The 25,113-nt window shown below is 69.6% G+C and carries 27 protein-coding genes; 14 read left to right on the top strand and 13 right to left on the bottom strand.

Features of this window, described 5'->3' with window-relative positions; translation table 11 throughout:
- The first annotated feature begins 8 nt into the window (after positions 1 to 8).
- On the top strand, positions 9 to 728 hold the full coding sequence (locus Rhe02_RS10765; protein WP_203907999.1) for an SDR family oxidoreductase: 720 nt from the start codon (positions 9 to 11) through the stop codon (positions 726 to 728).
- 26 nt (positions 729 to 754) lie between these two features.
- Here the strand turns inward: Rhe02_RS10765 and Rhe02_RS10760 are convergent, their stop codons facing one another.
- Positions 755 to 1,486 carry a class I SAM-dependent methyltransferase gene (locus Rhe02_RS10760; RefSeq protein WP_203907998.1) on the bottom strand — a complete coding sequence of 244 codons (732 nt, stop codon included), beginning with the start codon at positions 1,484 to 1,486 and terminating at the stop codon, positions 755 to 757.
- An 18-nt stretch (positions 1,487 to 1,504) separates the two neighbouring features.
- Between Rhe02_RS10760 and Rhe02_RS10755 the strand changes: the two genes are divergently transcribed.
- Positions 1,505 to 2,155 (top strand): HAD family hydrolase, encoded by a 651-nt coding sequence (locus Rhe02_RS10755; protein WP_239123649.1) that lies wholly within the window; start codon positions 1,505 to 1,507, stop codon positions 2,153 to 2,155.
- Positions 2,152 to 2,967 carry a PhzF family phenazine biosynthesis protein gene (locus tag Rhe02_RS10750; protein ID WP_203907997.1) on the top strand — a complete coding sequence of 272 codons (816 nt, stop codon included), beginning with the start codon at positions 2,152 to 2,154 and terminating at the stop codon, positions 2,965 to 2,967. Before Rhe02_RS10755 ends, Rhe02_RS10750 begins: the two co-directional genes overlap by 4 nt.
- On the opposite strand, the gene Rhe02_RS10745 is transcribed toward Rhe02_RS10750, so the two are convergent.
- Both Rhe02_RS10745 and Rhe02_RS10740 read right to left on the bottom strand, forming a co-directional pair.
- Positions 2,953 to 3,612, bottom strand: coding sequence for an MOSC domain-containing protein (locus Rhe02_RS10745; RefSeq protein WP_203907996.1), 660 nt, complete (start codon positions 3,610 to 3,612; stop codon positions 2,953 to 2,955). The two genes, Rhe02_RS10750 and Rhe02_RS10745, sit on opposite strands and share 15 nt — an antisense overlap.
- A 1-nt stretch (position 3,613) precedes the next feature.
- A complete protein-coding gene (locus tag Rhe02_RS10740; protein ID WP_203907995.1) occupies positions 3,614 to 4,567 on the bottom strand; it encodes a 1-aminocyclopropane-1-carboxylate deaminase/D-cysteine desulfhydrase in 954 nt (317 codons plus the stop codon).
- Between the two features lie 18 nt (positions 4,568 to 4,585).
- Between Rhe02_RS10740 and Rhe02_RS10735 the strand changes: the two genes are divergently transcribed.
- Entirely contained in the window at positions 4,586 to 5,074 is a 489-nt protein-coding gene (locus Rhe02_RS10735; RefSeq protein WP_239123648.1) for a GNAT family N-acetyltransferase, read from the top strand.
- On the opposite strand, the gene Rhe02_RS10730 is transcribed toward Rhe02_RS10735, so the two are convergent.
- Genes Rhe02_RS10730 through Rhe02_RS10720 form a run of 3 tightly spaced genes read right to left on the bottom strand, consistent with a single transcriptional unit; the run spans position 5,054 to position 8,207 of the window.
- Positions 5,054 to 5,800 carry an ABC transporter permease subunit gene (locus tag Rhe02_RS10730; protein ID WP_203907993.1) on the bottom strand — a complete coding sequence of 249 codons (747 nt, stop codon included), beginning with the start codon at positions 5,798 to 5,800 and terminating at the stop codon, positions 5,054 to 5,056. The genes Rhe02_RS10735 and Rhe02_RS10730 overlap by 21 nt on opposite strands.
- Positions 5,797 to 7,278 (bottom strand): ABC transporter permease subunit, encoded by a 1,482-nt coding sequence (locus Rhe02_RS10725; RefSeq protein WP_203907992.1) that lies wholly within the window; start codon positions 7,276 to 7,278, stop codon positions 5,797 to 5,799. The genes Rhe02_RS10730 and Rhe02_RS10725 overlap by 4 nt, the downstream gene beginning before the upstream one ends.
- Entirely contained in the window at positions 7,275 to 8,207 is a 933-nt protein-coding gene (locus Rhe02_RS10720; protein WP_203907991.1) for an ABC transporter ATP-binding protein, read from the bottom strand. The genes Rhe02_RS10725 and Rhe02_RS10720 overlap by 4 nt, the downstream gene beginning before the upstream one ends.
- A gap of 99 nt (positions 8,208 to 8,306) precedes the next feature.
- Between Rhe02_RS10720 and Rhe02_RS10715 the strand changes: the two genes are divergently transcribed.
- Both Rhe02_RS10715 and Rhe02_RS10710 read left to right on the top strand, forming a co-directional pair.
- Positions 8,307 to 8,969 (top strand): response regulator transcription factor, encoded by a 663-nt coding sequence (locus Rhe02_RS10715; protein WP_203907990.1) that lies wholly within the window; start codon positions 8,307 to 8,309, stop codon positions 8,967 to 8,969.
- On the top strand, positions 8,969 to 10,069 hold the full coding sequence (locus tag Rhe02_RS10710; protein ID WP_203908135.1) for a sensor histidine kinase: 1,101 nt from the start codon (positions 8,969 to 8,971) through the stop codon (positions 10,067 to 10,069). The genes Rhe02_RS10715 and Rhe02_RS10710 overlap by 1 nt, the downstream gene beginning before the upstream one ends.
- Here the strand turns inward: Rhe02_RS10710 and Rhe02_RS10705 are convergent.
- Genes Rhe02_RS10705 through Rhe02_RS10690 form a run of 4 tightly spaced genes read right to left on the bottom strand, consistent with a single transcriptional unit; the run spans position 10,023 to position 13,479 of the window.
- A complete protein-coding gene (locus Rhe02_RS10705; protein WP_203907989.1) occupies positions 10,023 to 10,595 on the bottom strand; it encodes a GTP-binding protein in 573 nt (190 codons plus the stop codon). The two genes, Rhe02_RS10710 and Rhe02_RS10705, sit on opposite strands and share 47 nt — an antisense overlap.
- Positions 10,576 to 10,962 (bottom strand): DUF742 domain-containing protein, encoded by a 387-nt coding sequence (locus Rhe02_RS10700; RefSeq protein WP_203908134.1) that lies wholly within the window; start codon positions 10,960 to 10,962, stop codon positions 10,576 to 10,578. The genes Rhe02_RS10705 and Rhe02_RS10700 overlap by 20 nt, the downstream gene beginning before the upstream one ends.
- A 2-nt stretch (positions 10,963 to 10,964) precedes the next feature.
- Positions 10,965 to 11,372, bottom strand: a complete 408-nt coding sequence (locus Rhe02_RS10695) for a roadblock/LC7 domain-containing protein (RefSeq protein ID WP_203907988.1) — start codon at positions 11,370 to 11,372, stop codon at positions 10,965 to 10,967.
- A complete protein-coding gene (locus Rhe02_RS10690) occupies positions 11,350 to 13,479 on the bottom strand; it encodes a sensor histidine kinase (protein WP_203907987.1) in 2,130 nt (709 codons plus the stop codon). The genes Rhe02_RS10695 and Rhe02_RS10690 overlap by 23 nt, the downstream gene beginning before the upstream one ends.
- A 145-nt stretch (positions 13,480 to 13,624) precedes the next feature.
- On the opposite strand from Rhe02_RS10690, the gene Rhe02_RS10685 reads away from it, so the two are divergent.
- Positions 13,625 to 14,407: a cytochrome P450 gene (locus Rhe02_RS10685; RefSeq protein ID WP_203907986.1), complete on the top strand. Its 783-nt coding sequence runs from the start codon at positions 13,625 to 13,627 to the stop codon at positions 14,405 to 14,407.
- A gap of 8 nt (positions 14,408 to 14,415) precedes the next feature.
- On the opposite strand, the gene Rhe02_RS10680 is transcribed toward Rhe02_RS10685, so the two are convergent.
- A complete protein-coding gene (locus Rhe02_RS10680) occupies positions 14,416 to 15,060 on the bottom strand; it encodes a slipin family protein (protein WP_203907985.1) in 645 nt (214 codons plus the stop codon).
- 292 nt (positions 15,061 to 15,352) lie between these two features.
- Here Rhe02_RS10680 and Rhe02_RS10675 point away from each other — a divergent pair, with 292 nt between their 5' ends.
- The 4 genes from Rhe02_RS10675 to Rhe02_RS10660 all read left to right on the top strand — a co-directional run bounded on the left by Rhe02_RS10675 (position 15,353) and on the right by Rhe02_RS10660 (position 19,414).
- Positions 15,353 to 15,877 carry a DUF6609 family protein gene (locus Rhe02_RS10675; RefSeq protein ID WP_203907984.1) on the top strand — a complete coding sequence of 175 codons (525 nt, stop codon included), beginning with the start codon at positions 15,353 to 15,355 and terminating at the stop codon, positions 15,875 to 15,877.
- A gap of 115 nt (positions 15,878 to 15,992) precedes the next feature.
- Positions 15,993 to 17,576, top strand: coding sequence for an ABC-F family ATP-binding cassette domain-containing protein (locus Rhe02_RS10670; RefSeq protein WP_203907983.1), 1,584 nt, complete (start codon positions 15,993 to 15,995; stop codon positions 17,574 to 17,576).
- A gap of 32 nt (positions 17,577 to 17,608) precedes the next feature.
- A complete protein-coding gene (locus tag Rhe02_RS10665) occupies positions 17,609 to 18,544 on the top strand; it encodes a sporulation protein (protein WP_203907982.1) in 936 nt (311 codons plus the stop codon).
- Between the two features lie 99 nt (positions 18,545 to 18,643).
- The gene (locus Rhe02_RS10660) at positions 18,644 to 19,414 is read left to right on the top strand and encodes a sulfite exporter TauE/SafE family protein (RefSeq protein ID WP_203907981.1); all 771 of its coding nucleotides are present in this window, start codon (positions 18,644 to 18,646) and stop codon (positions 19,412 to 19,414) included.
- Here the strand turns inward: Rhe02_RS10660 and Rhe02_RS10655 are convergent.
- Together Rhe02_RS10655 and Rhe02_RS10650 are read right to left on the bottom strand one after the other, a co-directional pair.
- Positions 19,411 to 19,797 carry a DUF3052 domain-containing protein gene (locus Rhe02_RS10655; RefSeq protein ID WP_203907980.1) on the bottom strand — a complete coding sequence of 129 codons (387 nt, stop codon included), beginning with the start codon at positions 19,795 to 19,797 and terminating at the stop codon, positions 19,411 to 19,413. The two genes, Rhe02_RS10660 and Rhe02_RS10655, sit on opposite strands and share 4 nt — an antisense overlap.
- An 89-nt stretch (positions 19,798 to 19,886) precedes the next feature.
- Positions 19,887 to 20,930, bottom strand: coding sequence for a winged helix DNA-binding domain-containing protein (locus tag Rhe02_RS10650; RefSeq protein WP_203907979.1), 1,044 nt, complete (start codon positions 20,928 to 20,930; stop codon positions 19,887 to 19,889).
- A 96-nt stretch (positions 20,931 to 21,026) separates the two neighbouring features.
- On the opposite strand from Rhe02_RS10650, the gene Rhe02_RS10645 reads away from it, so the two are divergent.
- From Rhe02_RS10645 to Rhe02_RS10635, 3 genes are read left to right on the top strand one after another with little or no spacing between them, the layout of a single operon-like run.
- Positions 21,027 to 22,541, top strand: coding sequence for an IucA/IucC family protein (locus tag Rhe02_RS10645; RefSeq protein WP_203907978.1), 1,515 nt, complete (start codon positions 21,027 to 21,029; stop codon positions 22,539 to 22,541).
- The gene (locus Rhe02_RS10640; RefSeq protein ID WP_203907977.1) at positions 22,541 to 24,022 is read left to right on the top strand and encodes an IucA/IucC family protein; all 1,482 of its coding nucleotides are present in this window, start codon (positions 22,541 to 22,543) and stop codon (positions 24,020 to 24,022) included. Before Rhe02_RS10645 ends, Rhe02_RS10640 begins: the two co-directional genes overlap by 1 nt.
- Positions 24,015 to 25,070 (top strand): alanine racemase, encoded by a 1,056-nt coding sequence (locus Rhe02_RS10635; RefSeq protein WP_203907976.1) that lies wholly within the window; start codon positions 24,015 to 24,017, stop codon positions 25,068 to 25,070. The genes Rhe02_RS10640 and Rhe02_RS10635 overlap by 8 nt, the downstream gene beginning before the upstream one ends.
- Positions 25,071 to 25,113: the final 43 nt, after the last annotated feature.

The raw sequence follows: 25,113 nt of genomic DNA, 5'->3' as shown, positions 1-25,113 counted from the left end.
TGGCGGGTATGGCGGTCACTGTCGTTACCGGAGGGTCGCGCGGCATCGGCGCGAGCACCTGTGTCCATTTGGCACGTTCGGGCCATGACGTGGTGGTGGGCTTTCACCATGATGAGGCAGCCGCGGTGGAGGTGGCGCGGCAGGTGCGTGACCTGGGGGCGAAGGCGATCACGGCGCGGGTGGACACGGCCAGTTCGGCTTCGGTGCAGGCGATGTTCGCCGCCGCCGCGGCCCTGGGCCAGGTCACCGGCCTGGTCAACAACGCCGGCATCATCGAGGGCCGGGGCAATCTGGTCGACGTGGCTGAGGCCGACATCCGGCGGGTCATCGAGGTCAACGTGCTCGGGGCGATCTTCTGTGCGCAGGAGGCGATCCGGGTGATGACCGCGGGCGGCGGCGGGTCGATCGTCAATGTCTCGTCGGGCGCGGCGACCCTGGGCGGCCCTGGTGAGTATGTGCACTATGCGATGAGCAAGGGCGCGCTCGACACGCTGACCGTCGGGCTGTCCAAGGAGCTGGGTGCGGCCGGGATCAGGGTGAACACGGTCTCCCCCGGCGTGATCAGGACCGACATCCACGCGCCGGGCCGCCTGGAACGGGTCGGCCCGCTGGCCCCGATGGGCCGGGCGGGTGAGCCCGACGAGGTGGCGGCGGCGATCGTGTGGTTGCTGTCCGACGAGGCGTCCTACGTCACCGGCGCCAACCTGCGCGTGGCCGGCGGCCGCTAGCCACGCCGCCCGCCCGCGGGCGGGTTTCAGGCTGGGCGGCGGGCCAGCACCAGGGTGGTGGGCAGGCGCAGGCGGATGAGCCCGCCGAGGCCGTCGACGGCGTGGCGCAGCGCGGCCAGGATCTTGTCCTGTTCGGCTGGGCTGCGCCGCAGGAATGGGGAGAAGGTCTGGTGCAGCTGCAGGTACCGCTCGGTGGTGCAGTCCCAGTCGCGGGTGAACACGGTGCACCGCACGTCTGACCACAGTCCACTGGCGACGATGTCGTCGTGGAACCACTGCTGCGCCTTGTCCTGCTTGGCTACGCCGCACGAGGCGAACGCGTCGTCGACGGCTTGTTCGTGGGCCGGGTCGGCGAAGGCGTACTTGTGGCCGAACACGGCCAGGGCGCCGCCGGGGCGCAGCGTGTCGAAGGCGCGCCGGTTTCTGGTTTGCGGGTCGAGCCAGTGCCACGCCATGGCGCAGCACAGCAGCGCCGTCCCGCCCGGTGGCGGGGTCCATTGTTCGAAGGTGCTTATCGTGATGGTGGCCTGCGGGAATTTGGCCTGCAGCAGTGCGGCCATGAGCGGGTCGGGTTCGATGCAGGTCATCGGCACGCGCAGCCCGGCGAGCACCTCGGTTCCCTTGCCTGTACCCGGTCCCAGCTCGGCCAGGCCGTCGGCGTCGGGGGCGTAGGCGGCGATGGCGGCGGTGATGTCGCCGGGGTAGCCGGGACGCACGTCGTCATAGGATTGGGCCACCTGGCCGAACAGGGTCGTCACGTCGCCTATCCTGGCACGGTGATCAAGGCTGTGGTGTTCGACGTGGGTGAGACCCTGATCGATGAGACCCGCATCTGGTCGCGGTGGGCCGATCGCCTTGGTGTGCCACGGCTGACGCTGCTGGGGGTGCTGGGCGGGATGGCCGCCCTGGACAGGTCCTACGCCGACGCGTTCGCGCTGGTGCGTCCGGGCCTGGACCTCGAGGAGGAGTCGCGCCGGTGGGCGGCGGAGGATCCGCTGGGGTTGCGGGAGAATTTCGACGCCGACGACCTTTACCCCGATGTGCGCCCGGCCCTTGCCGCGTTGCGCGGTCTGGGGCTTGGGGTGGTGGTGGCCGGAAACCAGCCGGTGCAGGCCAAGGCGGCGCTGGAGGCGATGGCGCTGCCGGTCGATGCGATTTACACCAGCGCGCAGTGGGGTGTGGAGAAACCCGATCCGGCGTTCTACGCACACGTGGCACAGGTGGCGGGGGTGGCGGCCCGCCATATTCTTTATGTCGGCGATCGGCTGGACAACGATGTGCTCGCCGCGGCCCGCTCGGGCTTGCGCACGGCGTTGCTGCGGCGCGGGCCGTGGGGTTTTCTGCATGCGCAGCGGCCGCAGGCGCGCAGTGCCGATCTGATCGTCGACGACCTGTTCGAAGTGGTGGAAGGGGTGGCAACGCTGTGAGGATCCGCATCGTCGACGCATTCGCCCATGAGCCGTTCACCGGCAACCCGGCCGGGGTGTGTCTGCTGGAGCGCGACGACTGGCCGGCGGTGGAGTGGATGCAGGCGGTGGCGGCGGAGATGAACCTGTCGGAGACCGCGTTCGCCCATCGCCTGACCCAGGACGCCACGGCCGATTGGGCGTTGCGCTGGTTCACCCCGGTCACCGAGGTGGATCTGTGTGGGCATGCGACGTTGGCCACCGCGCATGCGATGCGTGAGTCGGCGGTGGTGTCGGGGTCGGTGCGGTTCGCGACCCGAAGCGGGGTGCTGGCGGCTCATCTGAGCGCCGACGGCACGATCACTTTGGATTTCCCGGCCAATCCCCCGGTTCCGGCGCCGGTGCCGGCCGGTCTGGGGGCTGCGCTGGGGGCGGTGCCGGTGGCCGTGTACACGACCGGCGAGCTGGGTGATCTGCTGGTGGAGCTGGAAGGTGAGCAGGCTGTGCGCGACCTGGACCCCGACCAGAGCGCTTTGTCCAAGGTGGAGGTTCGCGGGGTGATCGTCACCGCGCGCGCCGCCCAGGCTGGTGGGCAATACCATTACGTGTCAAGGTTTTTCGGCCCGAGGGTGGGCATCGCGGAGGATCCGGTGACGGGCAGCGCGCACACGGCTTTGGCGCCGTTGTGGTCGGCCCGGCTGGGGTCGGCGTCGCTGACCGGTTTGCAGGCTTCGGCGCGTACAGGTCTGGTGCACACCCGGGTGCTCGGTGAGCGGGTGGAGCTGACCGGGCGGGCGGTTACGGTGCTCGACGGGCAGCTATTGGCGGGCTAGGCGTTGCCGGATGTCGTCTTTGAGGTCGGGTGACAGGCCGTCGACGTCGAGCAGGCGCGGCAGCGACTGCGGCTCGAGCATCCATAGCCGGAACATTTCGGCGATGGTGATGTCGTGCGGGGGCCGGTGTTCGATGGTGACCTCGTCGCCTTGCCCGACGTCGCCGGGGTGCACCACTTTCAGATAGGTGCCTGGGCGCAGCCGGTGGGTGAAACGTTTGACCCACTGTTTTTCGCCCATCTTGGCTTGGAAGGTGGCGCAGGGGATGCGGGCGTAGGTGGTCTGCAGCACCAGGTCCGCGCCGATGCGCCACTGCTCGCCGACGAGGGCGCCGTTGACGTCCACGCCGGTGGTGGTGAGGTTGTCGCCGAACAGCCCGCTGCGCAGCGGCCGGCCCAGCTCGGTTTGCCACCAGTCGTAGTCTTCCCGGGCGTAGGCGTAGACGGCCTGGTCGTCGCCGCCGTGGTGGGCGATGTCGAAGACCTGGTCGCCGACCAGGCCGCTGCCTAGCCCGGTGGTTTGCGGGCCGGGGGCGCGCACCGGCACCCGGCCGGTGGCGGGCATTTTGTTGATGCCGGTGATGCCGACGGATTTGGCGGTGCTCTGCTCGGGGACGGCCAGGTTCACCGAAAGAATGCGGCCCATTTCACGAATCTACTAGCGCCGCGCCCATCCACTGGGTGTATCGCGTCGAGAGCAGCCCGGGCAGGCCGCCGGTGTGCACGAAGACGACGCGTTTGCCGTCGAGGCGTCCGTGGCGGGCCCACGCGATCAGCCCGGCCATCGCTTTGCCGGTGTAGACCGGGTCGAGCAGCAGCCCTTCGGTGCGGGCCACGAGCAGCAAGGCTTCTTCACATTCTTTGGTGGGTACGCCGTAGGCCAGCCCGATGCGGCCGTGATCGATCTGCGCGGCGCCGTTGGGGGTGGGCAGGCCGAGTGCGGCTGCGGCTTGTGCGGCCAGGTCGGTGACGAAGGCGTCGATGCCGTCCTGCGCGCCGACGTTGACTCCGGCGACGCGGGCGTGGTCGCCCAGCCCGGCGGCCAGCCCGGCCTGGGTGCCGCCGGATCCGTTGGCGACCACCACCAGGTCGAAGGTGAGCTGGGTGCTCAGTTCCTGGGCGACCTGGGCGTAGGCGATGGCGCCGGGCAGCGACGAGCCGCCGATCGGGATCGGGTAGGCCTTCTGCGTGTGCGCCCCGGCTATGTCCACAATGGACTGGTTGAGCGCGGCGAAGGGGATCGGGTCGACCCAGTGGATCTGCGCGCCGAGCATCCTGTCCAGCAGCAGGTTTCCGGACAGGTCTTCGGTTTCGGGGCGGCGCAGCACCAGCACGCAGCCCAGCCCGTTCATGGCGGCCGCGGCGGCGGTCATCCGGGCGTGGTTGCTTTGCGGGCCGCCTCCGGTGACCAGCACCCGGTACCCCCCGGAAAGGGCTTCGGACATGAAGTGCTGAAGTTTGCGGGCTTTGTTGCCGCCTCCGGCCAGGCCGGTGAGGTCTTCGCGTTTGACCCACAGCTGTTCGGGTTCCAGGCCTAACGCCTTGGCCAGGCGGGGAAGCGGGTGCACCGGCGTGGGTGTGGCGGCGACGAGCGGATGCATGCGTGGACAATAACCCGTGTGATCCGACCAGCTACCCCAAACGATGTTCCGATCATCGTCGAATTCATCCGGGAGCTCGCCGACTACGAAAGGTCGGCGGACAGGGCGATCGTGACGGCCGAGCAGATGCGCGAGGCCCTGTTCGGCCCGCAGCCCGCCGTCTACGCCCACATGGCCTGCACCGACGCCGGTGAGCCGGTCGGTTTCGCGGTGTGGTTCCTCAACTTTTCCACCTGGCTGGGTGTGCACGGCATCTATCTGGAGGATCTGTATGTGCGCCCGGCCGCCCGCGGCGAGGGTCACGGCAAGGCTCTGCTGGCGGCCCTGGCCGACATCGCGGTGCGGCGCGGCTATTTCGGGGTGCAGTGGTGGGTGCTCAAGTGGAACACCCCCACCATTGACTTCTATCGTTCGATCGGTGCGGTGGAGCAGGACGAGTGGGCGGTGTGGCGGGTGTCCGGCGCGGCGCTGCGGGCGCTGGCCGGCTCAGACGTCGCGGCCCAGTAGCGTCCACGCGCCCAGGCCCAGCGCGCCGGCCGCCCACAGGGCCAGCACCCCGAGCCCGGCCCACGGGCTCAGCGGCAAGTCTTGCAGGTCGCGGGTGGCCTGGATGGCCAGCCCGGCGCTCATCGGGGCGCTCTGTTCCAGGTGGCGTTGCCAGGCCGGGTCGGAGACGGCCTGGGTGAGGATGGGGATGACGAACAGCAGCCCGAGCACGGTGCCGATGGCTGCGGCGGAGCTGCGCATGGCGGTGGCCAGGCCCAGGCTGAGCAGGGCGATCAGGCCCAGGTAGAGCACTGTGCCGGCCCCGGCGCGCAGCACCGCCGACGCCGGTGGGGTGAAACTTTGGGCGGGCAGCAGGGCGTGCCCGGCCAGCATGCTGATCGGCACGGCCACCGCGGCGGCGGCGACGACCGCCGCGGTGACCACTGCTGCCTTGGCGGCCAGCACACCCAGCCTTCTTGGCATGGCGGTGTAGGTGACCCGGGCCAGGCCGGTGCTGTATTCGCCGCCGACGGCCAGCACGGCCAGGATGGCCACCACCGCCTGGCCGAGCAGGGTGCCGGTGAGGCTGAGCTTGACCGGGTCCTGGCCGCAGTCGGAGGCGCGGCACACGATGGCGGCGCAGGCCAGCGCGCTGAGCGCCACCGTGGCGGCGATGATGCCGGCCAGCAGCCATTTGGTGCCGGGCGAGGTGCGCAGTTTGGTCCACTCCGCGTGCAGCTGTCTCATGCGTCTCTCCGGTGCAGCCGGTGGGCGGCAAGGCCGAGCACGGCGGCGGTCCAGGCGGCCAGCACGGCCAGGCCGGCCCAGCCCGGCAGCGGGTAGTAGCCGCTGTTGGGCAGGTAAAGGTTGGCTACCTGGTAGTACTGCGGTGTGCTCTGTTGCAGGGCGAAGGCGGCGGCGGGGCTGATGCGCAGCAGCCATTGCGCCGCACCGGCGGGCAGCACGGTCATGGCCAGCAGGTAGGGCAGCACGATGGTGAGCACGGCGGCGGTGACCGCGGTGGCGCTGCGCCGCAGCAGGGCGCCCCAGCCCAGCGCCAGCACCGAAGCCACCGACAGCAGGGCGGCGGTGCCGGCGATGACCCGCAGCTGGGTGGCGCCGGTGGCGGGCAGCACGTAGACCCCGTTGCCGCGCAACACTTTCTGGCCGAAGATGACCACGATCGCGGCGACGGCAAGCCCGAGGGTGAACACGGTGGCGCCCAGCACGGCGGCTTTGGCGGCCAGCACCCGGCCGCGGCGTGGGGTGGCCGCCAGCGTCATGCGGATCATGCCGTGGCGGTATTCGCCGGTGATGTAGCCCACGCCGATGACCACGACGAAGATCAGGGCGGCGAAGGTGCCGACGAGGGTTTCGGTGATGCTGACCCCTGCCCCGGCCGGGCCGGCCACGGCGGGGGCGATGTCGCCGGATCCGGTGATGGTGAAGCCGGTGTCGGTGGGTTCGAACCCGACGCCTGGTACCTCGAAGTTGGTTGACCCGCCCAGGCGCTGCTCGCTCCACGGGCCGGTGCGGTCGAGGTGGTCGAAGGTGGCGGTGGCTTTGGTGGGCCCGCCGCTGGCCCCGACCGCGCCCAGCGATTCGTTCATGGCTTCGGCGTATTGCGGCGAGGTGACGAACATGCCGATCAGCACGGTGGGTGGAAGGTGTTTGAGGGGCACGGTCGCGACTGTGTTCCAGGTGACGCCGTCGGGCGACGATTGCCCGGTGATGGTGTCGCCGCTGCGGGTCAGGCGCAGCCAGCGCGGCTGGGTTTGGGTGACCTGGCCGGCCGGCCCGGCCTTGTCGTACAGGTAGTTGTGCTGCATGCGCACGCCGTGGGCGCCGGTGACCATGACCGCGGCGTAGGCCGATCCGGCGGCGGTGCCGTCTTTGACGATGAGCCCGGCTTTGGCCCAGGGGGCCATGGCGTCTTGTTCGCCGTCGGGTCCCAGGCGCTGCCCGGTCATCTGGCTGACCCGGGCGGTGATGGTGCCGTCGCCGGTCATGGCCTGGTGCACGAAGGTGAAGCTGTCGCTGACCTCCAGCCCGTCGGGGCCGACGGCGGCGACACATTGCGACTGTGGGCCCTGGGTGCCGCATGAGCCTTGCAGCCCGGGCAGCAGGCCCAGGGCGAGCATCGCGCCCGCCGCGGCGATCATGGCGAATATCCAGCCGGGCAGGGTACGCAGCTTGGTCCATTCGGCGTGCAGCAGGTTTCTCATCGGGTCACCGGCCCGTCGGCGGCGCGGAACTCGACGGCGTCACGGGTCAGGTCGAGGTAGGCCTGTTCCAGGGTGGCCCGGTGCGCTGACACTTCGGAGAAGGTGACGCCGCCGGCGTTGAGCGCGGCCACGACGGCCTGTGCGCTCATCCCGGTGACGCTGAGGGTTTGCGCGCCGGTGACCGTCACGCCGGTGGCGCCGCTGCGCGCGAGGACCTGCGCGGCGGCCGGGTCGTCGGTGCCGACGGTGACGCGGCCTTGCGAGGCGGCGGCCAGCAGCTGCGCCACGGAGGTGTCGGCGATGACTTTGCCGCGCCCGACGATGACCACGTGGTCGGCGGTGTCCTGCAGTTCGCTCATCAGATGGCTGGAGACCAGCACGGCCCGGCCTTGGGCGGCCAGTGAGCGCAGGAAGCCGCGCATCCACACGATGCCTTCGGGGTCCATGCCGTTGAACGGTTCGTCGAGCATGAGCGCGGCCGGGTCGCCGAGCATGGCGGCGGCGATGCCCAGGCGCTGGCGCATGCCCAGGGAGAAACCGCCGGCGCGGCGGCGGGCCACCGAGCCCAGCCCGGCCTGGTCGATGACTTCGTCGACGCGCCGTGCGGTCAGCCCTTGCGAGTGGGCCAGCCACAGCAGGTGGTCGCGGGCGGTGCGGCTGGGCTGCAACGCTGCGGCGTCCAGAAGCACCCCGAGGTGGTGCAGCGGCTTGTGCAGCCGCCGGTAGGGTTGCCCGCCGACCAGCGCGCTGCCTTCGTCGGCGGCGTCGAGGCCGACGATGACCCGCATGGTGGTGGATTTGCCGGCGCCGTTGGGGCCGACGAAGCCGGTGACCTGACCGTGCGCGACGGTGAAGGTCATGGCGTCCAGGGCGGTGGTGGGCCCGAACCGCTTACGCAGCCCGGTGACGGTGATGGTGGCGTCAATCATGGGTCTGAGTTCTACGCGGGCGCCGGTGTCAGCACGGTGCCAGCGGCGCACACCGCGCTGACACCCGGCCGTCACCTGTGACCTGGCATGGTGGCAGGTATGCGGGTGCTGGTGGTGGAGGACTTCGAGATTTTGGCGCGGACCATCGGGACGGGTTTGCGCCGCGAAGGCATGGCCGTGGACGTGGTCGGCGACGGCGATGAGGCGTTGCAGCATCTGGCGCACACCCGTTACGACGTGGTGGTGCTCGACCGGGATCTGCCCGGGGTCTCCGGCGATGAGGTGTGCCGCCGGATCGTGGCCGGCCATTCGGCCAGCCGGGTGCTGATGTTGACCGCGGCCAGCACTGTGCGGGAGCGTGTCGACGGTCTGGGTCTGGGCGCGGATGACTATCTGCCCAAGCCGTTCGACTTCGCCGAGTTGGTGGCGCGGATCCGGGCGCTGGGGCGGCGCAGCGCCGCGGCGGTGCCGCCGGTGTTGCGCTACGCCGATGTGAGCCTGGACTCGGCGCGCCGTGTCGCGTCGCGCGGCGGCCTGCGTCTGGAGTTGTCCCCCAAGGAGTTCGCGGTGCTGGAGTGTCTGCTGGGTGCGCAGGGGCGGCTGGTGTCGGCCGAGGAGTTGCTGGAGCAGGTGTGGGATGCGCAGGCCGATCCGTTCACCACGACGGTCAAGACGACGATGAGGCGGCTGCGGGCCAAGCTCGGCGAGCCGCCGCTGATCCACACGGTGCGTGAGGGCGGCTACCGGATCGGCCAGCCGTGATGGCCCGGCTGGGTTTGCGCGCGCAGCTGACGTTGCTTTACGCGGTGCCGTTCTTCCTTTCCGGTACGGCGCTGCTTTCGGTGCCGTTGTTGCAGAGCAGCCAGACCGAGCCGGCCTACCCGCAGCTGCCGGGGCCGGGCCCCGGCCGCGCCCCGCAGGAGGAGCATTTCTCGCAGCTGGTGACGGTGTCGGCGGCCGCTCTGGCGGTGATGGTGGTGGTGTCGGTGGTGCTGGGGTGGCTGGTGGCGGGCAGGTTCCTCAAACCGTTGCGCACCATCACCGCCACGGCCCGCGACATTTCCGCGACCAACCTTCACCGGCGGCTGGGTTTGGGTGGCCGCAACGAGTTCAGCGAGCTGGGCGCCACCCTCGACAGCCTGTTCGCCCGGCTGGAGGCGGCTTTCGCCTCGCAGCGCCACTTTGTGGCCAACGCCTCCCACGAGTTGCGCACGCCGCTGACGGCGCAGCGCACCGTGCTTCAGGTGGCGATGGCCGATCCGCAGGCCAGCACCGAATCGTTGCGCGCGGCCGGGTTGGAGGTGCTGGCGTTGGGGGCGGCGCAGGAGCGGCTCATCGACTCGCTGCTGACGTTGGCCAGCAGCGAGCAGGGAATCGACCGGCGGGAGCCGTTCGACCTGGCCGATCTGGCCGCCGATGCGGTCGCGGCCCGCGCCGGGCAGGCCCGCCGCCGCGGTATAGACCTGCGCAGCGACCTGGCCGCCGCCCCGGCGGCCGGTGAGGTGAGCCTGGCCGAGAGCCTGGTCGCCAACCTTGTCGCCAACGCCTTGCGCCACAACGTTTCCGGCGGCCACGTCGAAGTCCGCACGGCGACGGTGGCGGGGCGGGCCCACCTGTGGGTGAGCAACACCGGTGCGGTGATCCCGCCGGAACGGGTGCATGAGCTTTTCCAGCCGTTCCAGCGCCTCGACACCCGCCGGGCCCGGCCCGGCGACGGGCATGGGCTGGGTTTGGCCATTGTGCAGGCCATCGCCGGCGCCCACGACGCCACCGTGACCGCGCGGGCCCGCCCGCAGGGCGGGCTGGACATCGAGGTCAGTTTTCCTCTGCGCGTGCCATCAGATGCTGTACCAGGCCGATGAGCACCGATTTGACCGAGGCGCGGGAGCGGGCGTCGAACTGGCACACCGGGATGGCGGGGTCGAGGTTGAGGGCCTGCTTGATTTCGTCGCAGTCGTAGCGGCGGGCGCCTTCGAAACAGTTGACTGCCACCAGGAACGGGGTGCCGCGCTGCTCGAAGTAGTCGATGGAGGCGAAACTTTCGGCCAGCCGGCGGGTGTCGGCCACGATGATGGCGCCGATCGCGCCGTAGGCCAGCTCGTCCCAGACGAAAAGGAACCGCTGCTGGCCGGGGGTGCCGAAAAGGTAGAGCACCAGCTGTTCGTCGATGGTGATGCGGCCGAAGTCCAGCGCCACCGTGGTGGTGTTTTTGGCCTCCACGCCTTGGGTGTTGTCCACGCCGATGCTGGCGCCGGTGAGGATCTCCTCGGTGATCAGCGGGCGGATCTCGCTGATGGAGGAGACCAGGGTCGTCTTGCCGACCCCGAAGCCGCCGGCGACCAGGATTTTGTACGACGAGGGAAGTTCGTCACAGGGACCGTAGTCCATTGAGCACCGCCCGGAAGGTTTCCTCGGTGGGCAGCTGCGTGGCGCGCAAAGGGTTGTTGCGCCGCAGCAGTGTCCGGTCGAGCAGATCGGATAGCAGCACCCGCACGATGCGGGTGGGCAGGGTGAGATGCGCCGCGATTTCCGCGACCGATTGCGGCTGCTGGCACAGGGCGATGATCTGGGCGCATTCCGAGCCGAGGCCACCGTCGAGAATGGACGGTGGGCGCACCGCGACCAGGACCGTGATCAGGTCGAGGTCGCCGCGTACGGGTCTGGTCCGCCCGGCGGTCAGCGCGTAGGGCCGCACCAGCGGCCCGGCGTCGGCGTCCAGCCAGGTCGGCTCGGCGTGTGCGCGGATGCTGTCCATGCTCACTGGGCCGCGGTGCTCACCCGTGCGGCGGCGCCCAGGTGCTGGCCGGCGCGGGCCACCAGCATGGCCATCTCGTAGGCCATCAGCCCGGCGTCGGTGCTCTCGCCGGCCAGCACCGCCAGGCAGGCCCCATTGCCTGCGGCGGTGACGAACAGGAAACCGGTCTCCATCTCCACCACCGCCTGGCGCACCTTGCCTTTGCCGAAGCGCCGGCCCGCGCCGCGGGCCAGCCCGAACAGGCTGGCCGCCACCGCCGACATGTGCTCGGCCTCGTCGCGGTCGTGTCCGGCCGTCGCGGCCATGGGCAACCCGTCGGCGGAAAGCAGCACCGCCACATCGGCTTCGGGCACCCGGGCCACCAGGTCGTCGACAAGCCAGGCCAGCTCAGTTATCGCCTGTGTTTTCATCGCCTTCCTTCCACTGAACGGCCTCGGTGCGGGCACGCTGGGTACCGGACTGATAGGACTGCATGAGGCTGCGGGCCCTTTCTAAATCGGTGCTTTCGGCCCGCACCGCCGACGGCTGACGTTGCCGCACCGGAAGACCCGAAGGGGTGAGGGATTCGGCGGGCACACCCACGGCGACACTGACCCGTTCGGGTTCCCAGTCGTCGCGGTCGGCCGGGTCGGGCAGGATCTGGGCGCTGGAGATGAGGCTGGCCGGAATGCGCACCGCGGCGGCGGTCCCGCCGGTGGCGCAGCGGCGCAGCCGCACCCCGATCTGGTGGCGTTGCGCCAGCCGCCCCACCACGTAAAGGCCCAGCCGCACGGTGCTGGTGAGTTTGAACTCCGGCGGGTTGGTCAGCTGCTCGTTGGCTTCGGCCAGCTCGGCCTCGGTCATGCCCAGGCCGTCGTCTTCGACCTCGACCAGGTACCCGTCGGCGGTGCGCCGCCCGTTGACCCGCACGCCGCTTTTGGGCGGGGAGAAGTTCAGGGCGTTTTCCATCAGCTCGGCCAGCAGGTGCACCACGTCGCTGACCACCATCCCGGCCAGCTGCGCGGCGTCGACCTGGCCCAGGCTGATGCGGGGGAAGTCCTCGACCTCCGAGACAGCCGAACGCAGCACATCCATGACCGGCACGGCGTGACGCCAGCCGCGGCCCGGCGCGGCACCGGAGAGCACGATGAGGTTTTCGGCGTTGCGGCGCATGCGGGTGGCCAGCTGGTCGACCCGGAACAGATCTTCCAGCTCGGCGGCGTCGCCGCTGCGTGACTCCATCGCGTCCAGGATGCGCAGCTGCCGGTGTACCAGGGTCTGGCTGCGCCGGGCCAGGCTGACGAACACGTCGCGGACACTGCGGCGCAGCTGGGCCTGTTCCACGGCGACGCGCACCGCGGTCTGCTGCGCCAGCGTGAACGCCCAGCCGACCTGGCCGATCTCGTCGTTGCCGAACCGCAGCGGCGGCGCCTCCGCGGCGATGTCGATCTCCTCCCCCGCGCTGAGGCGGCGCACCACCCGCGGCAGCCGTTCGGTGGCCAGATCGGTGGCCGCGTCGCGAAGCCGGCGCAGCTGACCGACCAGCGCCCGGGCGGTGGTCACCGACACCACCACCGAGGCGATCAGCGCGATGAGGCCCAGCCCGGCCGCGAGCACCAGGCGCACCAGGATCCACACCGCCGGCCCGGTGGCCCGGGCGATCGTCGCCTCGGCCAGGTCGATGTCGAGTTTGGCCAGCACCCCGGCCGCACCGTCGACGGCTATGCGCCACCGTCCCGCCTCCACCGCCGGGGCGGCCCCGCCGCGGGCGTATGCCACCACCAGATCCTCGACCAGGCGCAGCTCGGCCATTTCCGGCCCGGCCATCACCGGGCCGTGCACGGCGACGTCGTCGTCGAGCCCGGACAGCCCCAGCGAACGCATGAACCGTTGCGCGCCAACAATTTCGATCAGGCGCAGCGCTTCAGCGTCGGTGAACGCGCCGCTGGCCAGCACCCCCGACATCAGCGCGTCCTCCTGCGCGAGCAGCTCACGGCCCCGCGACATGATCAGCAGGTTCGCCAGATGAGTGTCGATATCACGGTCGTCGAAGAAAGAGATCGCCCCGAAAATCTGGTACGCCACACCGATCGCGTCGGTGTAGGCATCCACCGCGCGCACCCGGTCCAGCCTCGCCGAATCGACCGCCTCACGCAGCAGGCCGAGGCGATCCAAATGTTCGGTGAACTCGGCCACCCGCTGCTCGGCCAGATCGGTCGCGGCGCGCCGCGCCGACGCGGCGCCCACCGAGGCCCGGAACCGGGCCACCGCCGCGTCGGTGCGTTCCCTCGCCCGGGCCAGCGCCTCCCGCCGCGCCGCATCAGGCCCGGCCAGCATCACCGCCGAATCACGCCGCTCCGCCTGCAGCGCCGCCACCAGCGCATCGGTGGGCCTGCCCACCTCCTGGTCCAAGGTGCGGATCCACAACAGGTTCAAGCCCTCGCGCACCGTCACGAACGCGGCGAACGCCCACAGCGCCGCCAGCGACAGCAACAGACAGACAATCTTGACTCGAAGGTTGGTGGTCCGCGGACCCATCGTCACTCCCATACCGCACCGTCACCCCGTGGACGCAGGGGACTTAACCGCATCAGAGCCACCCACCATCGCACTGCGTGTGCGATGTGCTGCCGATTTGCACTGTGCGGGCGCAACGGTCACTCTGCTCAATGTGGACAGTCGCATGTTTGCCCTACCTGAGCACTATTTCGACCCGGGTGCGCCGATCACCTACGACCCGCAGACACAATCGTGGCCACTGTCGGCCTACGACGACGTGTTCGCGCTGTTCACCGACCGCGACACCTTCACCGGCGCCGACGCCGGCCCCGACCCGGGATTCACGCCGCTGGACGCCGCCGACCTGCAACGCCTGCAACCCAGCCTGCACGAACTGGCCGCCCAGCTGATCGCCGCCCTGCCGGCCGGCCGCTTCGACCTGGCGCCGGCCGTGCGCCAGCTGGCGCAGCTGCACACACCCGACCCGGCCACCGCCGACACCGCCGCCGCAGGCATCGGCAACTGCCTGCTTTTCCTTTCCCACCACGGCGACCTGGCCCACGCCACCACCGACGCCCACCGCCTCGCCCACGCCGTCGACGAGGTGCTGCGCTGGTACCCGCCCACCCCCGTGATCACCCGAAGCACCCGCCGCGAGGTCACCTTCGGCCAGGCCACCATCCCGGCCGGCGCCACCGTCACCGGCCGGGTCAGCGCCGCCAACCGGGACCCGAAACGGTTCACCGACCCCCACGCCTTCGACATCAACCGCCAACCCAACCGGCACCTGTCCCTGGGCCGCGGCCCCCACTACCATCCCGGCGCCGCACTCATCCGCGTCCAGATGGCCGTCATGGCCAGCCAAGCCGCGCGGCTGCTACCCGGCCTGCGCTGGGACCCCGCCGAGCCGCTGCACCGCCACCCCGGGCCGGTGCACTACCTCACCAGAGCCGTCTTCACCGCATAAAGTCAGCGTCACTGCTTGATGACCAGCTTCGCCTCGCTCGACTCGGCCGCCTGCAACGTGCGCAGCCGCAACAACGACGGATGCCTGTCCAACAGATCGGCCGTGTTGGCCAGCGACCGCAACGCCGCCACCTCACCACGCGCCCGCTCCAGCTCCACCCGGCCCCGCTGACGCGCCAGCACCAGCTCGGCGAAAGCCTGCTTCAGATTGCCCGGCAACATCAGGTCCCGCACCGTGAACTCCTCCACCGACAGGCCCACCCGCGCCGCCGCGGCGCGCACCGGCTCCAGCAACTCCGCCGGCAACTCCAGCCGCCCCTGCACCAACGTCTCCACCGCCACCCGGGCCACCGCGTCACGCACCGCCAGCTGAGCCGCCGCGTACACCTCCGCCTGCGGATTCTGCGCAGCCACCAGCAACGCCACCGCATCGGCGGCAGCCACCCGCAACACCGCCGACACCTTCACCGCCACCCCATCAGCGGTGAGCACCTCCTGACCCGGCACATTCACCAGGTACGGCCGCATGTCCACCCGATGCAGAGTGGTGCGCCGGCCGCGGTAACGATGCCGCCCCGGGCCGAGCACCTCACGCACCCGCCCGTCGACCAACCGCACCACCCGCTCGTACTCCAGCACAGTCACCTTCGCCATACGACACCACCATCACTCTCGTCTTTGGACAGACCCGCCCGCCCCCGGCCCTCCCGGCGGGGAAATGTCCACAAACGACAAATCCGCAAGGCCGTTCAAACCGTTGCCGCATCAGCAGGGGCGGGCGAGCCCGAAATCCTGGATTTGAACCAGAGGCTTTGCAGGCCCTTACCTATTACCCGGCGGCAGAACAAATTCCGGCGATGCCGGACAGCCGCCACAGCGCCGGGTGATGACGCCACGCTACGCACCGGGACATCGCGACGCGACCTATTTCACTACCATCGGCGACGTGATCACACTCCTCGACGTGGCCGCGGACCACCCCTATCCACTCATCCGCGGCGGCGGCCTGTTCCTCATCTGCGTCGGCACCGGCTTCCTGCTGTGCTGGCTGCTGCCCAAATACTGGGCGCAATGCGCCATCGCCGGCGGTGTGGCCGGCTTCATCGCCAGCGGGCTCAGCGCCCTGCTGCCCTCCCTGGGCACGCCCTCGGCCGTGCAGATCAGCGCCCTGGTCGGCTCGTTCCTGCTCGAAGCCGGCCTGATCTACCTCGCCGTCACCAGATACAAAGACGCCGGCGACCGAAAACTGATCATGGCCATCCTCTTCGTCGTCGGCATCCACTTCATCACCATGGGCCTGGCCCACGGCCCCCTCATCGCCATCCTCGGCGTGCTCACCACCATCAACGCCGCCATCGGCTTCCACGCCAAAGCCATCACCTGGAAAGCCTTCGGCGTCACCGACGCCCTGCTCAAACTCGGCTTCGGACTGGTCATGTTCCTGGCCTACCCCGCCCTCACCTACAGCTAAGACAAATCGGTTGCCAGGCCTGCCCCAGCCCGGAGTAGGCTTGGCACCACTATGTGAGAGCACGCCACCGACACCAGATCCCCGTCAGCCGACAACCCCTCGGTGGTGTTTGCATATGCGTGCTCAATCCCTCATCGCTGTCGACGTCGTCAAATTCTTCGGCGAACGCCGCATCCTCGACGGCATCCACCTCACCGCCAACCCCGGCCAGCGCCTCGGCCTCGTCGGCGAAAACGGCGCCGGTAAAACCACCCTGCTCAGACTCCTCGCCGGAGCCGACAACCCCGACGCCGGCGACATCACCCGCCCCGCCGACACCGGCCTGCTGCACCAAGAACTGCCCTTCACCGCCGGCCAAACCGTCGGCGACGTCATCGCCGACGCCCTACGCGAAAGCCACGACCTGCTACGCCGCCTCGACCAGCTCCTGCACCAGCCGCACCGGCTCACCGAATACGGCGCCGTCCTGCAACGCGCCGAACAGATCAACGCCTGGGACGCCGACCGCCGCGCCGACGAAATCATGCACGGCCTCGGCCTGCCCGCCATCGGCCGCCAACGCACCCTGGGCACCCTGTCCGGCGGACAACGCTCCCGCGTCGCCCTCGCCGCCCTGCTCGTCAGCCGCCCCGCCGCCCTCCTGCTCGACGAACCCACCAACCACCTCGACGACCAAGCCGTCGCCTTCGTCGAAACCCAGCTACGCCAACTGCCCGGAGTCGTCATCGTCGCCAGCCACGACCGCGTCTTCCTCGACGAAGTCTGCACCGACATCATCGACCTCGACCCCGCCCGAGGCGGCATCACCCGCTACGGCGGCGCCTACAGCGCCTACCTCGACGCCAAAAAAGCCGAACGCCTCCGCTGGGAACAAGCCTTCGCCAACCAGCAAGACGAAATGAACGCCCTACGCCACGCCATCAACACCACCGCCCGCCAAGTAGCCCACGGCCGCCCACCCCGCGACGGCAACAAAATGAGCTACAACGCCCACGGCGAAAAAGTCCAAGCCAGCATCGCCAGCCGCGTCCGCAACGCCACCCAGCGCCTGGAAACCCTGCAACGCCACCAAATCCGCAAACCCCCCGCCCAACTACACTTCCAAGCCCCACCCCTGACCACCAAAGACACCGGCGACGGCCACCTGGTCAGCATCCGCGACCTGCACATCCCCGGCCGCATCCAGCTGCAGCGCCTCGACATCGAACCAGGGCAACGCCTACTTGTCACCGGACCCAACGGCTCAGGCAAATCCAGCCTCCTGCACGCCATCGCCGGAACCCTCCACAGCGGCAATGTGCTACGCCGCAAAGGACTGCGCGTCGGCCTGCTGGCCCAAGACGACACCTGGCCAGACCTCACCCGAACCCCGCGACAGCTCTACGGACATCACGAGACTCCCCTGGCCGACCTCGGCCTGGTCGCACCCAAAGACCTCGACCGCCCCATCGCCACCCTCTCCGTCGGCCAACGCCGCCGCCTCGCCCTCGCCCAGCTCATCGCCGACCCACCACACCTGCTCCTGCTCGACGAACCCACCAACCACCTCTCCCTCACCCTCGCCGACGAACTCGAAAACGCCCTCGGCACCGCACCCGGCGCCGTCATCATCGCCACCCACGACCGATGGCTACGCCGCCGCTGGCAACACCCTGAACTAACCCTGAACTCCACCCCCACCCAGCACGCCACCACCTAAAAACCTGGCCCCCGGCTGGTACACATGACGACATGGTTTTCAAGAAAATGCTCGCCGCACTCGGCGTTGGTGGACCCTCCGTCGACACCGTCCTGGCCACACCCAGCACCCAGCCAGGCGGCAAGCTCACCGGCCACGTCCACATCAAGGGCGGCGACCACGACACCCAGATCGAATACGTCTCCCTCGCCCTGGTCACCCGGGTAGAGATGGAAAGCGGCGACCAGGAATACAGCAAGAACGTCGAATTCCACAAAGTCCGCGTCGCCGGCGCCTTCACCCTGCCCAAAGGCGCCACCCACCAGCTCCCCTTCACCATCGACCTGCCATGGGAAACCCCCATCACCGCCGTCTACGGCCAACACCTGCACGGCATGACCATGGGCGTGCACACCGAACTGGCCGTCGCCAAAGCCGTCGACAAAACCGACCTCGACCCCCTCCAGATCGCCCCGCTGCCCATCCACGAAGCCATCCTCGACGCCTTCCTGCGCCTCGGCTTCCGCTTCAGCCGCGCCGACCTGGAACGAGGCCACATCTACGGCCTGCACCAAACCCTGCCGTTCTACCAAGAGATCGAGTTCTACCCGTCACCCAACTACAGCGGCGGCATCCGCCAGCTCGAAGTCACCTTCGTCACCAACCCCACCGGCGTCGACATCGTCCTGGAGTTCGACAAACGCGGCTTCCTCGGCGCCTCCCACGACAGCTTCAGCCGCTACCACGTCCGCCACGACCAAGCCGCCAGCACCGACTGGGTCCAGGTCGTCGACGGCTGGGTGCGCCAAGCAGTCCAGAAGCACAGCGCCCACGGCATGCCCCACCAAGGCCACCACGGCAAACCCCACAGCCGCGGCCACGGCATGGGCGGCGTCGCCGCAGGAGTCGCGGGCGGAGTTATCGGCGGAATGATCCTCGGTGAGGCACTCGACGACATGGGCGACATGGGCATGGACTTCGACTTTTAGAAACCGGCTATTCTCGGCGGGTGTTCAAGGCTCTCGTCTGCTTCATGCTCGTCTTCATCGCCGTAGGCGCGATCGGGATGTGGCTGGCCACGCAACGGCGTGGACGCGGCTGACCTGACGCTGCTGCTGACCGCCGCCACCGCCGCAGGATGGGTGGACGCGGTGGTCGGCGGCGGCGGACTTCTCATGCTGCCCGCCATGCTCATCGGCGCACCCCAAATCCCCATCGCCACCGTGCTGGGCACCAACAAACTCACCGCCATCGCCGGCACCTCCAGCGCCGTCATCACCTACGCCCGCCGCACCCCCATCGACTGGAAAGTCGCCGGCCCCGCCAGCGCCACCGCCATCATCTTCGCCGGGCTCGGCGCCTGGTACGCCTCCAGCGTCACCACCGCCATCTTCCGCCCCGCCATCCTGGCCGCCCTGCTCGCCGTCGCCGCCTTCGTCACCTTCCGCCCCGCCATGGGCACCATCGCCCTGCCGCACAAACGCACCCCGCCCCGCGTCGCAGCCGCCACCGGCCTCGCCGGCACCGCCATCGCCTTCTACGACGGATTCATCGGCCCCGGGACAGGTACCTTCCTCGTCCTCACCATGACCGCCACCATCGGCACCGACTACCTCGCCGGATCGGCCATCGCCAAAATCGTCAACGCCGGCACCAACCTCGGCGCCCTGACCGTCTTCGCCTACCACGGACACGTCTGGTGGAAACTCGGCGCCGCCCTGGCCATAGCCAACATCATCGGCGCCCAGCTCGGCGCCCGCCTGGCCCTGCGCAAAGGCGCCGCCTTCGTGCGCGCGGTGCTGCTCACCGTCGTGTGCGGCCTGGTCGCCAAACTCGGCTTCGACATGCTGGCCGGCTAACGATTCTCCTTACGCCACACAAACTTCAGCCCCGACCAGTCCTCGTCCAGCGCGGCCACCTTCACATCCACCAGACCGGTCGGCAGCACCAGCTCCCGGAGCAGGTTCTCGGTGATGTCGCTGACATGCCCGCCAGCCTTACGCGGCCAGGCGATCCACCACGACGCCGCCTTCCCCAGCGCACCGGGCACCACAGCCACGTCCGCCGAAAGCTCGGCGCGGCTGCGATAGAAAGCCACTACGACATCGGCCTGCTCAAAACCCACGTCGCTCGCCGCCACGCCCTCGATGCCCCATCCCCCGGGCGCGTGCCGTAGCACCACTTCCAGCCCCGGTTTGGCACCGAGCTTGCGAGCCAGCGGCGTCGCCGAATATCCAGCCATGACGCTCATTTTGTCGGTGAGGCTGGCGCGAAGCGCCAGTCCTTCTAGGTTTTTTAGGTTTGTGGCGGGGTCACACCCCGTAAGCAATCCTAGGACGCTAGGAATTGAGTCAACGCCGCCGCCTCGGCATCGACCTCCGCCTTCTGCGATTTCGTCAGCTTCCCGAACGGCTCCACCACGATTTCGCCCTTCACCGCGCGCCAATCGGCCCGGTAGAAACCCTCCACCAGGACCGTCCCGTAAGCGGCGCCATTGCCCGGGGGCAGCGGCACCCGCCTGCCGTCCTCGATGAACCGGGTGCGGTCGGCATGCGAGAGCAGCAGGTTGTCGTATTCGGGCAGGAACCGGACCGGGGCCGGCACGTCCTCCTGCGGCGTCGGCGCGCCGGGCACATCCAGCAGGTCGCCGGGTAGCCGCAGCACCTTCTTGCCCAGCCGATCGACGATCTCGCGCAGCTTGGTCAGGCCCGACCACATCTGCGCGTCCATCACGGTGGCCGGACCATAGGCCGCCAGATAGCGCAAAACCATCTCCTCCAGCAGTTTCGGCGTCGGCTTACCCGGGATCGCCCGGCCCAGCCAATGCGCAGCGGGCGCGAGCACGGCCTGCCCTTTGCTCCCCCACACCCCGCGCGGTGGCAGCTGGATCACGGGCGCGACGTAGGACAGCAGGAAGCTCAGCGCGGTCGGGTCGGCCTCGGGATAGCGCTCGGCCAGTGCCTTGCCCAGCTCTGTGCGCATCCGTGGCTCGGCCTTGAGCAGCTTGAGGCCGAGCGTGACGGCCTTGCCGGTGTCGACCCCGGTGAGTTTCTTGCCGAACGGCTGCCCGAAATAGCTGCGCTCGAGGACGATCTGGGTGACCGGGCGCAGCTTGAGATAGTCGCGCGCGGTGACAAGGTGGACAGTGGCGCGCATCAGGCCGCCGCGTACCGCCTCCGCGTCTAGCACAAGCTTGGAAAGCTCCGAGTGGGTGAAGCCGTCCAACCGCGTCCACAGACCCACGTAGGGTGAAAGCGGTGCCTGCGCCTGCATGCCTACCAGATGCTCGATCGCCTCGGCGGCGGGCATGACGTGGCGGCGAAGGAGCAGCTGCCGGTCTAGAGTGGCGCGATTGAGCGCACGTGTGCTGAGCATTCGTCCATACTGGACCGTCCCAGTCGGGTACAGGTGTAGGAGGCCGCGATCAACATCGAGACCGATGGGCAGCTGCCCGGGGCGCGCGCCGCGGTGATGGCCCGCCTGTGGGGGGCGCTGGCACGTGAGCCCATCGACGGCATCGTGCAACGGCAGCGCTTCGGCGGCGACCTGCTGCTCACCCTCGCCAGCGGGCAGCGGGTGATCGGGGCGGTGGCACAGGCGGAACCCTTCGCCGTGCCGGCCGAGAGTCTGCGGCTGACCACGGCCGCCCGGTGGTACGACGATCCAGCCGCCCTGATGCGCGATCTTTCCCTGCCGGGCCGGGTCGCCCACTTCGCCGACGAGCTGGAACAAAGCGTCAACTATCTGGCGCTGGCCCGCGCCGGGCAACCCGAGCCGTCCTTCGGCGAGCACACGCTCACGGTGCTGGCGGGCAAGGTCGAGGGGCTGGCCCGGCTCGAGCAGGCGGTGGTCGACGGCCACCCGCTGCACCCGTGCTGCCGGACCAGAATGGGCATGTCCCCGGCCGAGGTCCTCGCCTACGCGCCCGAGCACCGCCCGACGGTGACCCTTGAGGTCTACACCGTCCCGCAGCAGCGCTGGCTGAGCACCGGGACAGGGCTGCCCAACCGGCTGCCCGTGCACCCGTGGCAACGCGAGCACGTGCTGACCGCCTACCCTTTCCTGCGCCCGGCGGGCCAGCAGATCGCGGCCCGGCCGCTGATGTCGCTGCGCACCCTGGCCAGCGTGGCGGACCCGACCCGGCACTACAAAACCGCGATCGATGTGCAGATGACCAGCGCGGTGCGGATAGTCTCCCCGGCCGCGGTCCGCAACGCGCCGCGGCTGAGCACGCTGCTGAATTCGATCACCGCCGATGTCGGGTTGACCGTGTGGCCGGAGCCGGCCGCGGGAGCGGTGCTCGACGAGGACGGGATGCCCATGCGGGAGCTGGCGGTTTCCTTGCGCCGTGCGGTGCTTCCCCGGCCCAACGAGGTGATCCTGCCGCTGGCCGCCCTCGCCGCGCCCTCGCCCGCCGACGGGCGGCCGCTGATCCGCGAGGCGGTGACCCTGGGCTACGGCGGGCACCCGGCCGGTTTCCTGGCCGACCTGGCCGGCGTGATCCTGCCCCCGCTGCTGACCCTGTTGCATCGCGGGGTGGCGCTGGAGGCGCACGGGCAGAACCTGCTGGTGACCCTGACCCACGGCCGTCCGTCCGGACTGTCCTATCGCGACATAGGCGGGCTGCGGATCAGCCCGGCCCGGCTGAGCCGGCACCACCAGGACATCCCCATCCTGTACGGAGACGTGGTCAGCGATGACCCGGTAACGTTGCGCAGCAAGGCATTCGCCTCCGGGATCGCGGTGGCGCTGGGCGAGCCGATCGCGGTGCTGGCGCACGAGTACGACCTGGACCCGCAGGGCCTGTGGCGGCTGGTCCGGGAACGGGCGGAACAGGTCTACGCGGCCCTGCCCAACTCGGCCGCGCCCGACGCGCACGCCCTGTTCCACGATCCCTTGCCGCTCAAGGCCACCACCGCCATGCGGCTGGCGGCCGACCCGCTGGCCGACCTGTGGGCCCAGCTGGACAACCCGCTGGCAAGCTGATGGGCCGATCAGTTCTCGACCTGAGCGCGACCCTGCCCGCCGCGCGGGTCGCCGTCGCCACCAAACTCGCCGAAGCGCTTTGGCGCGAGGACATCGGCGACGCCCGCCAGCGCTTCAGCGGCCGCGTGCACGCCTTCGACCGGGTGGTGCTCGATCCGGTGGATCTCGACCCGGTTTCCCTTGTGGAACACGAAGGTTTGCGCGCCGAGCTGGCCAGCGCGGTGACCGGGCTGGCGGTGGCCTACGCCCGCCGGGCGGAGCAGGACGCGGTGCGCCGGGCCAGTGGCGCGCCAGACATGCCTTCGCTGGTGGCCGACCTGGGCGCCGATGCCGCCTGCGTACGGCTGGAACAGCTCGCCACCGAGGGGCACAACCTGCACCCGTGCGGGCGCACCCGGCTGGGCTGGAGCATCGACGACATGCTCGCCCATGACCTGGAAACCCCTTCTACCTTGGTGCGCTTCCTTTCGGTACCCGAAAAATTGGCTCTCGGTGATGAGCTGAGCGAGCATCTGGGGGTCAAGGCGGGGGTGGGCCGGGCGCTGCTGCCCGTGCACGCCTGGCAGCTCGGCCACCTGCGTGAGCTGCTGGCCGACCGGTTCGCCGACGGCACCATCGAGGTGCTCGACGAGGAATGGCGGGCGCTGCCCACCGCCGCGCTGCGCACCCTGCTGGAGCCGGGCGGCGAATATCTGAAGATGTCGCTGGACATTCAGGTCACCTCGACCCGGCGCACCATTTCCGTCGCGTCGACCCGCAACGGCCCGATCCTGTCGGAGTTGCTTTCCCGATGCGTCGAGTCCGACCGGGTGTTGCTGATGGCCGAGACCGCCGGGGTCGCCTCACCGCTGGGCGACAGCCGGCAGCTGAGCACCATCGTGCGGGCCGGGCTGGCCGGCCGGCTGGCCGACGATGAGGTGCCGATTCCGGCGATCGCGCTGCCCGCCCTCGACCCGATCACCGGCGCGACGGTGCTGCAGGGCCTGGTGGCCCAGCATGGCGGTGACCCGCTGGCCTTTCTTATCGACTATGCAAATTTGTTGGTACCGGTGGTGCTGCGCGTCGCCGCCCAGCACGGCATCGGGCTCGAGGCGCATCTGCAGAACTGTGTGCCCACCTTCGTCGCCGGACGCCCGCATCGCCTGGCGCTGAGGGATTTCGCCGGCCTGCGCATCTGCGAGCAGCCCGGGGTGCAGCTGTGGCCCGGCTCGGTGATCACCACCGCCGACCGCGAGGTGATGCTGGCGAAGGTGGCCTACACGGTCTTCCAGGCCCACCTGGGCGAGCTGGTGTTGTCGCTGGGCGTCGAAGAGGAGGCGGCCTGGCGCGCCGTGCGCGCCATCGTCGATGAAACCCTGGCCGGCCACCCCGATCACGCCTTCTATACCGCGCCGTCGCTGCCGCACAAGGCGCTCACCCGGATGCGCCTTTCCGGCCGGGGAGACGTCTACGTCCAGGTAAGGAACCCGCTGCATGGGTGAGTACACCTATGACCTGGCGATCCTGCGCGAGCGCGCCGCCCGGCTGCGCTCGGCCCTGCCGGCGGAAACCATCCTCTACGCGGTGAAGGCCAACGGCCACCCGGCCGTGGTGGCGACCATGGCCCAGGCGTGCCACGGCCTCGACGTGGCCTCCCTCGGCGAGCTGTCGCTCGCCCTGGACGCCGGCGCGCAGCGCATCGTCTGCAGCGGCCCGGCCAAGTCCGCCGAGTTTCTCGACGCGGCGATCGCCGCGGGGGCGACCATCAACGTGGAGAGCCTCACCGAGCTGCACCGGCTCCCCCGCCGCGCGACGATCACCCTACGGGTCAACAGGATCCACCCGTCCTACGGCGGCAGTCATGCCATGACCGGCGGGCCCTCTCAGTTCGGTCTGACGCCGCAGGACCTGCCGCGGGCGCTGGAGCTGGCCGCCGGGCACGACCTGGCCGGGTTTCACCTGCATGCCATGTCCAACTGCCTGTCCGCTCAGACCTACAGCGAGTTCATCGCCGACGCGGTGGGGTGGGCGCTGTCGAGCGGCGTCCCGCTGCGCCAGATCAACCTGGGCGGCGGGCTCGGTGTCTCCTACACCAGCGCCGAAGAACTCGACCCGGCCCAGCTGGCTATCCCCCGCGTCGATGGGGTGGAGCTCATTTTCGAGCCTGGGCGCTGGCTCGCCGCGCACGCCGGAACATATTCGGCCGAAGTCGTCGATCTCAAGCTGAGCCACGGCACCTGGTTTGCCGTGATACGCGGCGGAATGCACCAATTCCGGACACCGATCGCCTACGGAGTTAACTTCCCTATAACGGTTTCGCAGCGGGATTTCTGGCCCCACCCTTGGCCCCGGCCCGGCGTTCGCGACGTCGAGGTCCACGTGGCTGGGGAGCTGTGCACACCCAATGATGTTCTAGCGCACGGCTTACGCGTCTCTGAGCTGCGCGTTGGCGATGTCCTCAATTTCGCCAAAGCGGGAGCCTACGGCTGGGATATTTCACCTCATCAATACTTACGGCACCCCTCGCCGGACTTTGTGATCTTGTCTTAGACTGTGGCCGTTCCGCCCCTGTTCCACCCCCTCATTCACACCC

Source organism: Rhizocola hellebori (assembly GCF_016862955.1).
GTDB classification, from domain to species: Bacteria; Actinomycetota; Actinomycetes; order Mycobacteriales; family Micromonosporaceae; genus Rhizocola; species Rhizocola hellebori.
The sequence above is the reverse complement of the archived record's forward strand: the minus strand, read 5'-3'. Positions and strand labels throughout refer to the sequence as shown.

Excerpts from the sequence above, each read along its gene's own strand:
- Rhe02_RS10765 (WP_203907999.1), top strand. The coding sequence starts at position 9 with ATGGCGGTCACTGTCGTTACCGGAGGGTCGCGCGGCATCGGCGCGAGC.
- Rhe02_RS10745 (WP_203907996.1), bottom strand. The coding sequence starts at position 3,612 with ATGGGCCGCATTCTTTCGGTGAACCTGGCCGTCCCCGAGCAGAGCACC.
- Rhe02_RS10740 (WP_203907995.1), bottom strand. The coding sequence starts at position 4,567 with ATGCATCCGCTCGTCGCCGCCACACCCACGCCGGTGCACCCGCTTCCC.
- Rhe02_RS10730 (WP_203907993.1), bottom strand. The coding sequence starts at position 5,800 with ATGAGACAGCTGCACGCGGAGTGGACCAAACTGCGCACCTCGCCCGGC.
- Rhe02_RS10725 (WP_203907992.1), bottom strand. The coding sequence starts at position 7,278 with ATGAGAAACCTGCTGCACGCCGAATGGACCAAGCTGCGTACCCTGCCC.
- Rhe02_RS10720 (WP_203907991.1), bottom strand. The coding sequence starts at position 8,207 with ATGATTGACGCCACCATCACCGTCACCGGGCTGCGTAAGCGGTTCGGG.
- Rhe02_RS10715 (WP_203907990.1), top strand. The coding sequence starts at position 8,307 with ATGCGGGTGCTGGTGGTGGAGGACTTCGAGATTTTGGCGCGGACCATC.
- Rhe02_RS10710 (WP_203908135.1), top strand. The coding sequence starts at position 8,969 with ATGGCCCGGCTGGGTTTGCGCGCGCAGCTGACGTTGCTTTACGCGGTG.
- Rhe02_RS10705 (WP_203907989.1), bottom strand. The coding sequence starts at position 10,595 with ATGGACTACGGTCCCTGTGACGAACTTCCCTCGTCGTACAAAATCCTG.
- Rhe02_RS10700 (WP_203908134.1), bottom strand. The coding sequence starts at position 10,962 with ATGGACAGCATCCGCGCACACGCCGAGCCGACCTGGCTGGACGCCGAC.
- Rhe02_RS10695 (WP_203907988.1), bottom strand. The coding sequence starts at position 11,372 with ATGAAAACACAGGCGATAACTGAGCTGGCCTGGCTTGTCGACGACCTG.
- Rhe02_RS10690 (WP_203907987.1), bottom strand. The coding sequence starts at position 13,479 with ATGGGTCCGCGGACCACCAACCTTCGAGTCAAGATTGTCTGTCTGTTG.
- Rhe02_RS10685 (WP_203907986.1), top strand. The coding sequence starts at position 13,625 with ATGTTTGCCCTACCTGAGCACTATTTCGACCCGGGTGCGCCGATCACC.
- Rhe02_RS10680 (WP_203907985.1), bottom strand. The coding sequence starts at position 15,060 with ATGGCGAAGGTGACTGTGCTGGAGTACGAGCGGGTGGTGCGGTTGGTC.
- Rhe02_RS10670 (WP_203907983.1), top strand. The coding sequence starts at position 15,993 with ATGCGTGCTCAATCCCTCATCGCTGTCGACGTCGTCAAATTCTTCGGC.
- Rhe02_RS10665 (WP_203907982.1), top strand. The coding sequence starts at position 17,609 with ATGGTTTTCAAGAAAATGCTCGCCGCACTCGGCGTTGGTGGACCCTCC.
- Rhe02_RS10655 (WP_203907980.1), bottom strand. The coding sequence starts at position 19,797 with ATGGCTGGATATTCGGCGACGCCGCTGGCTCGCAAGCTCGGTGCCAAA.
- Rhe02_RS10650 (WP_203907979.1), bottom strand. The coding sequence starts at position 20,930 with ATGCTCAGCACACGTGCGCTCAATCGCGCCACTCTAGACCGGCAGCTG.
- Rhe02_RS10645 (WP_203907978.1), top strand. The coding sequence starts at position 21,027 with ATGGCCCGCCTGTGGGGGGCGCTGGCACGTGAGCCCATCGACGGCATC.
- Rhe02_RS10640 (WP_203907977.1), top strand. The coding sequence starts at position 22,541 with ATGGGCCGATCAGTTCTCGACCTGAGCGCGACCCTGCCCGCCGCGCGG.
- Rhe02_RS10635 (WP_203907976.1), top strand. The coding sequence starts at position 24,015 with ATGGGTGAGTACACCTATGACCTGGCGATCCTGCGCGAGCGCGCCGCC.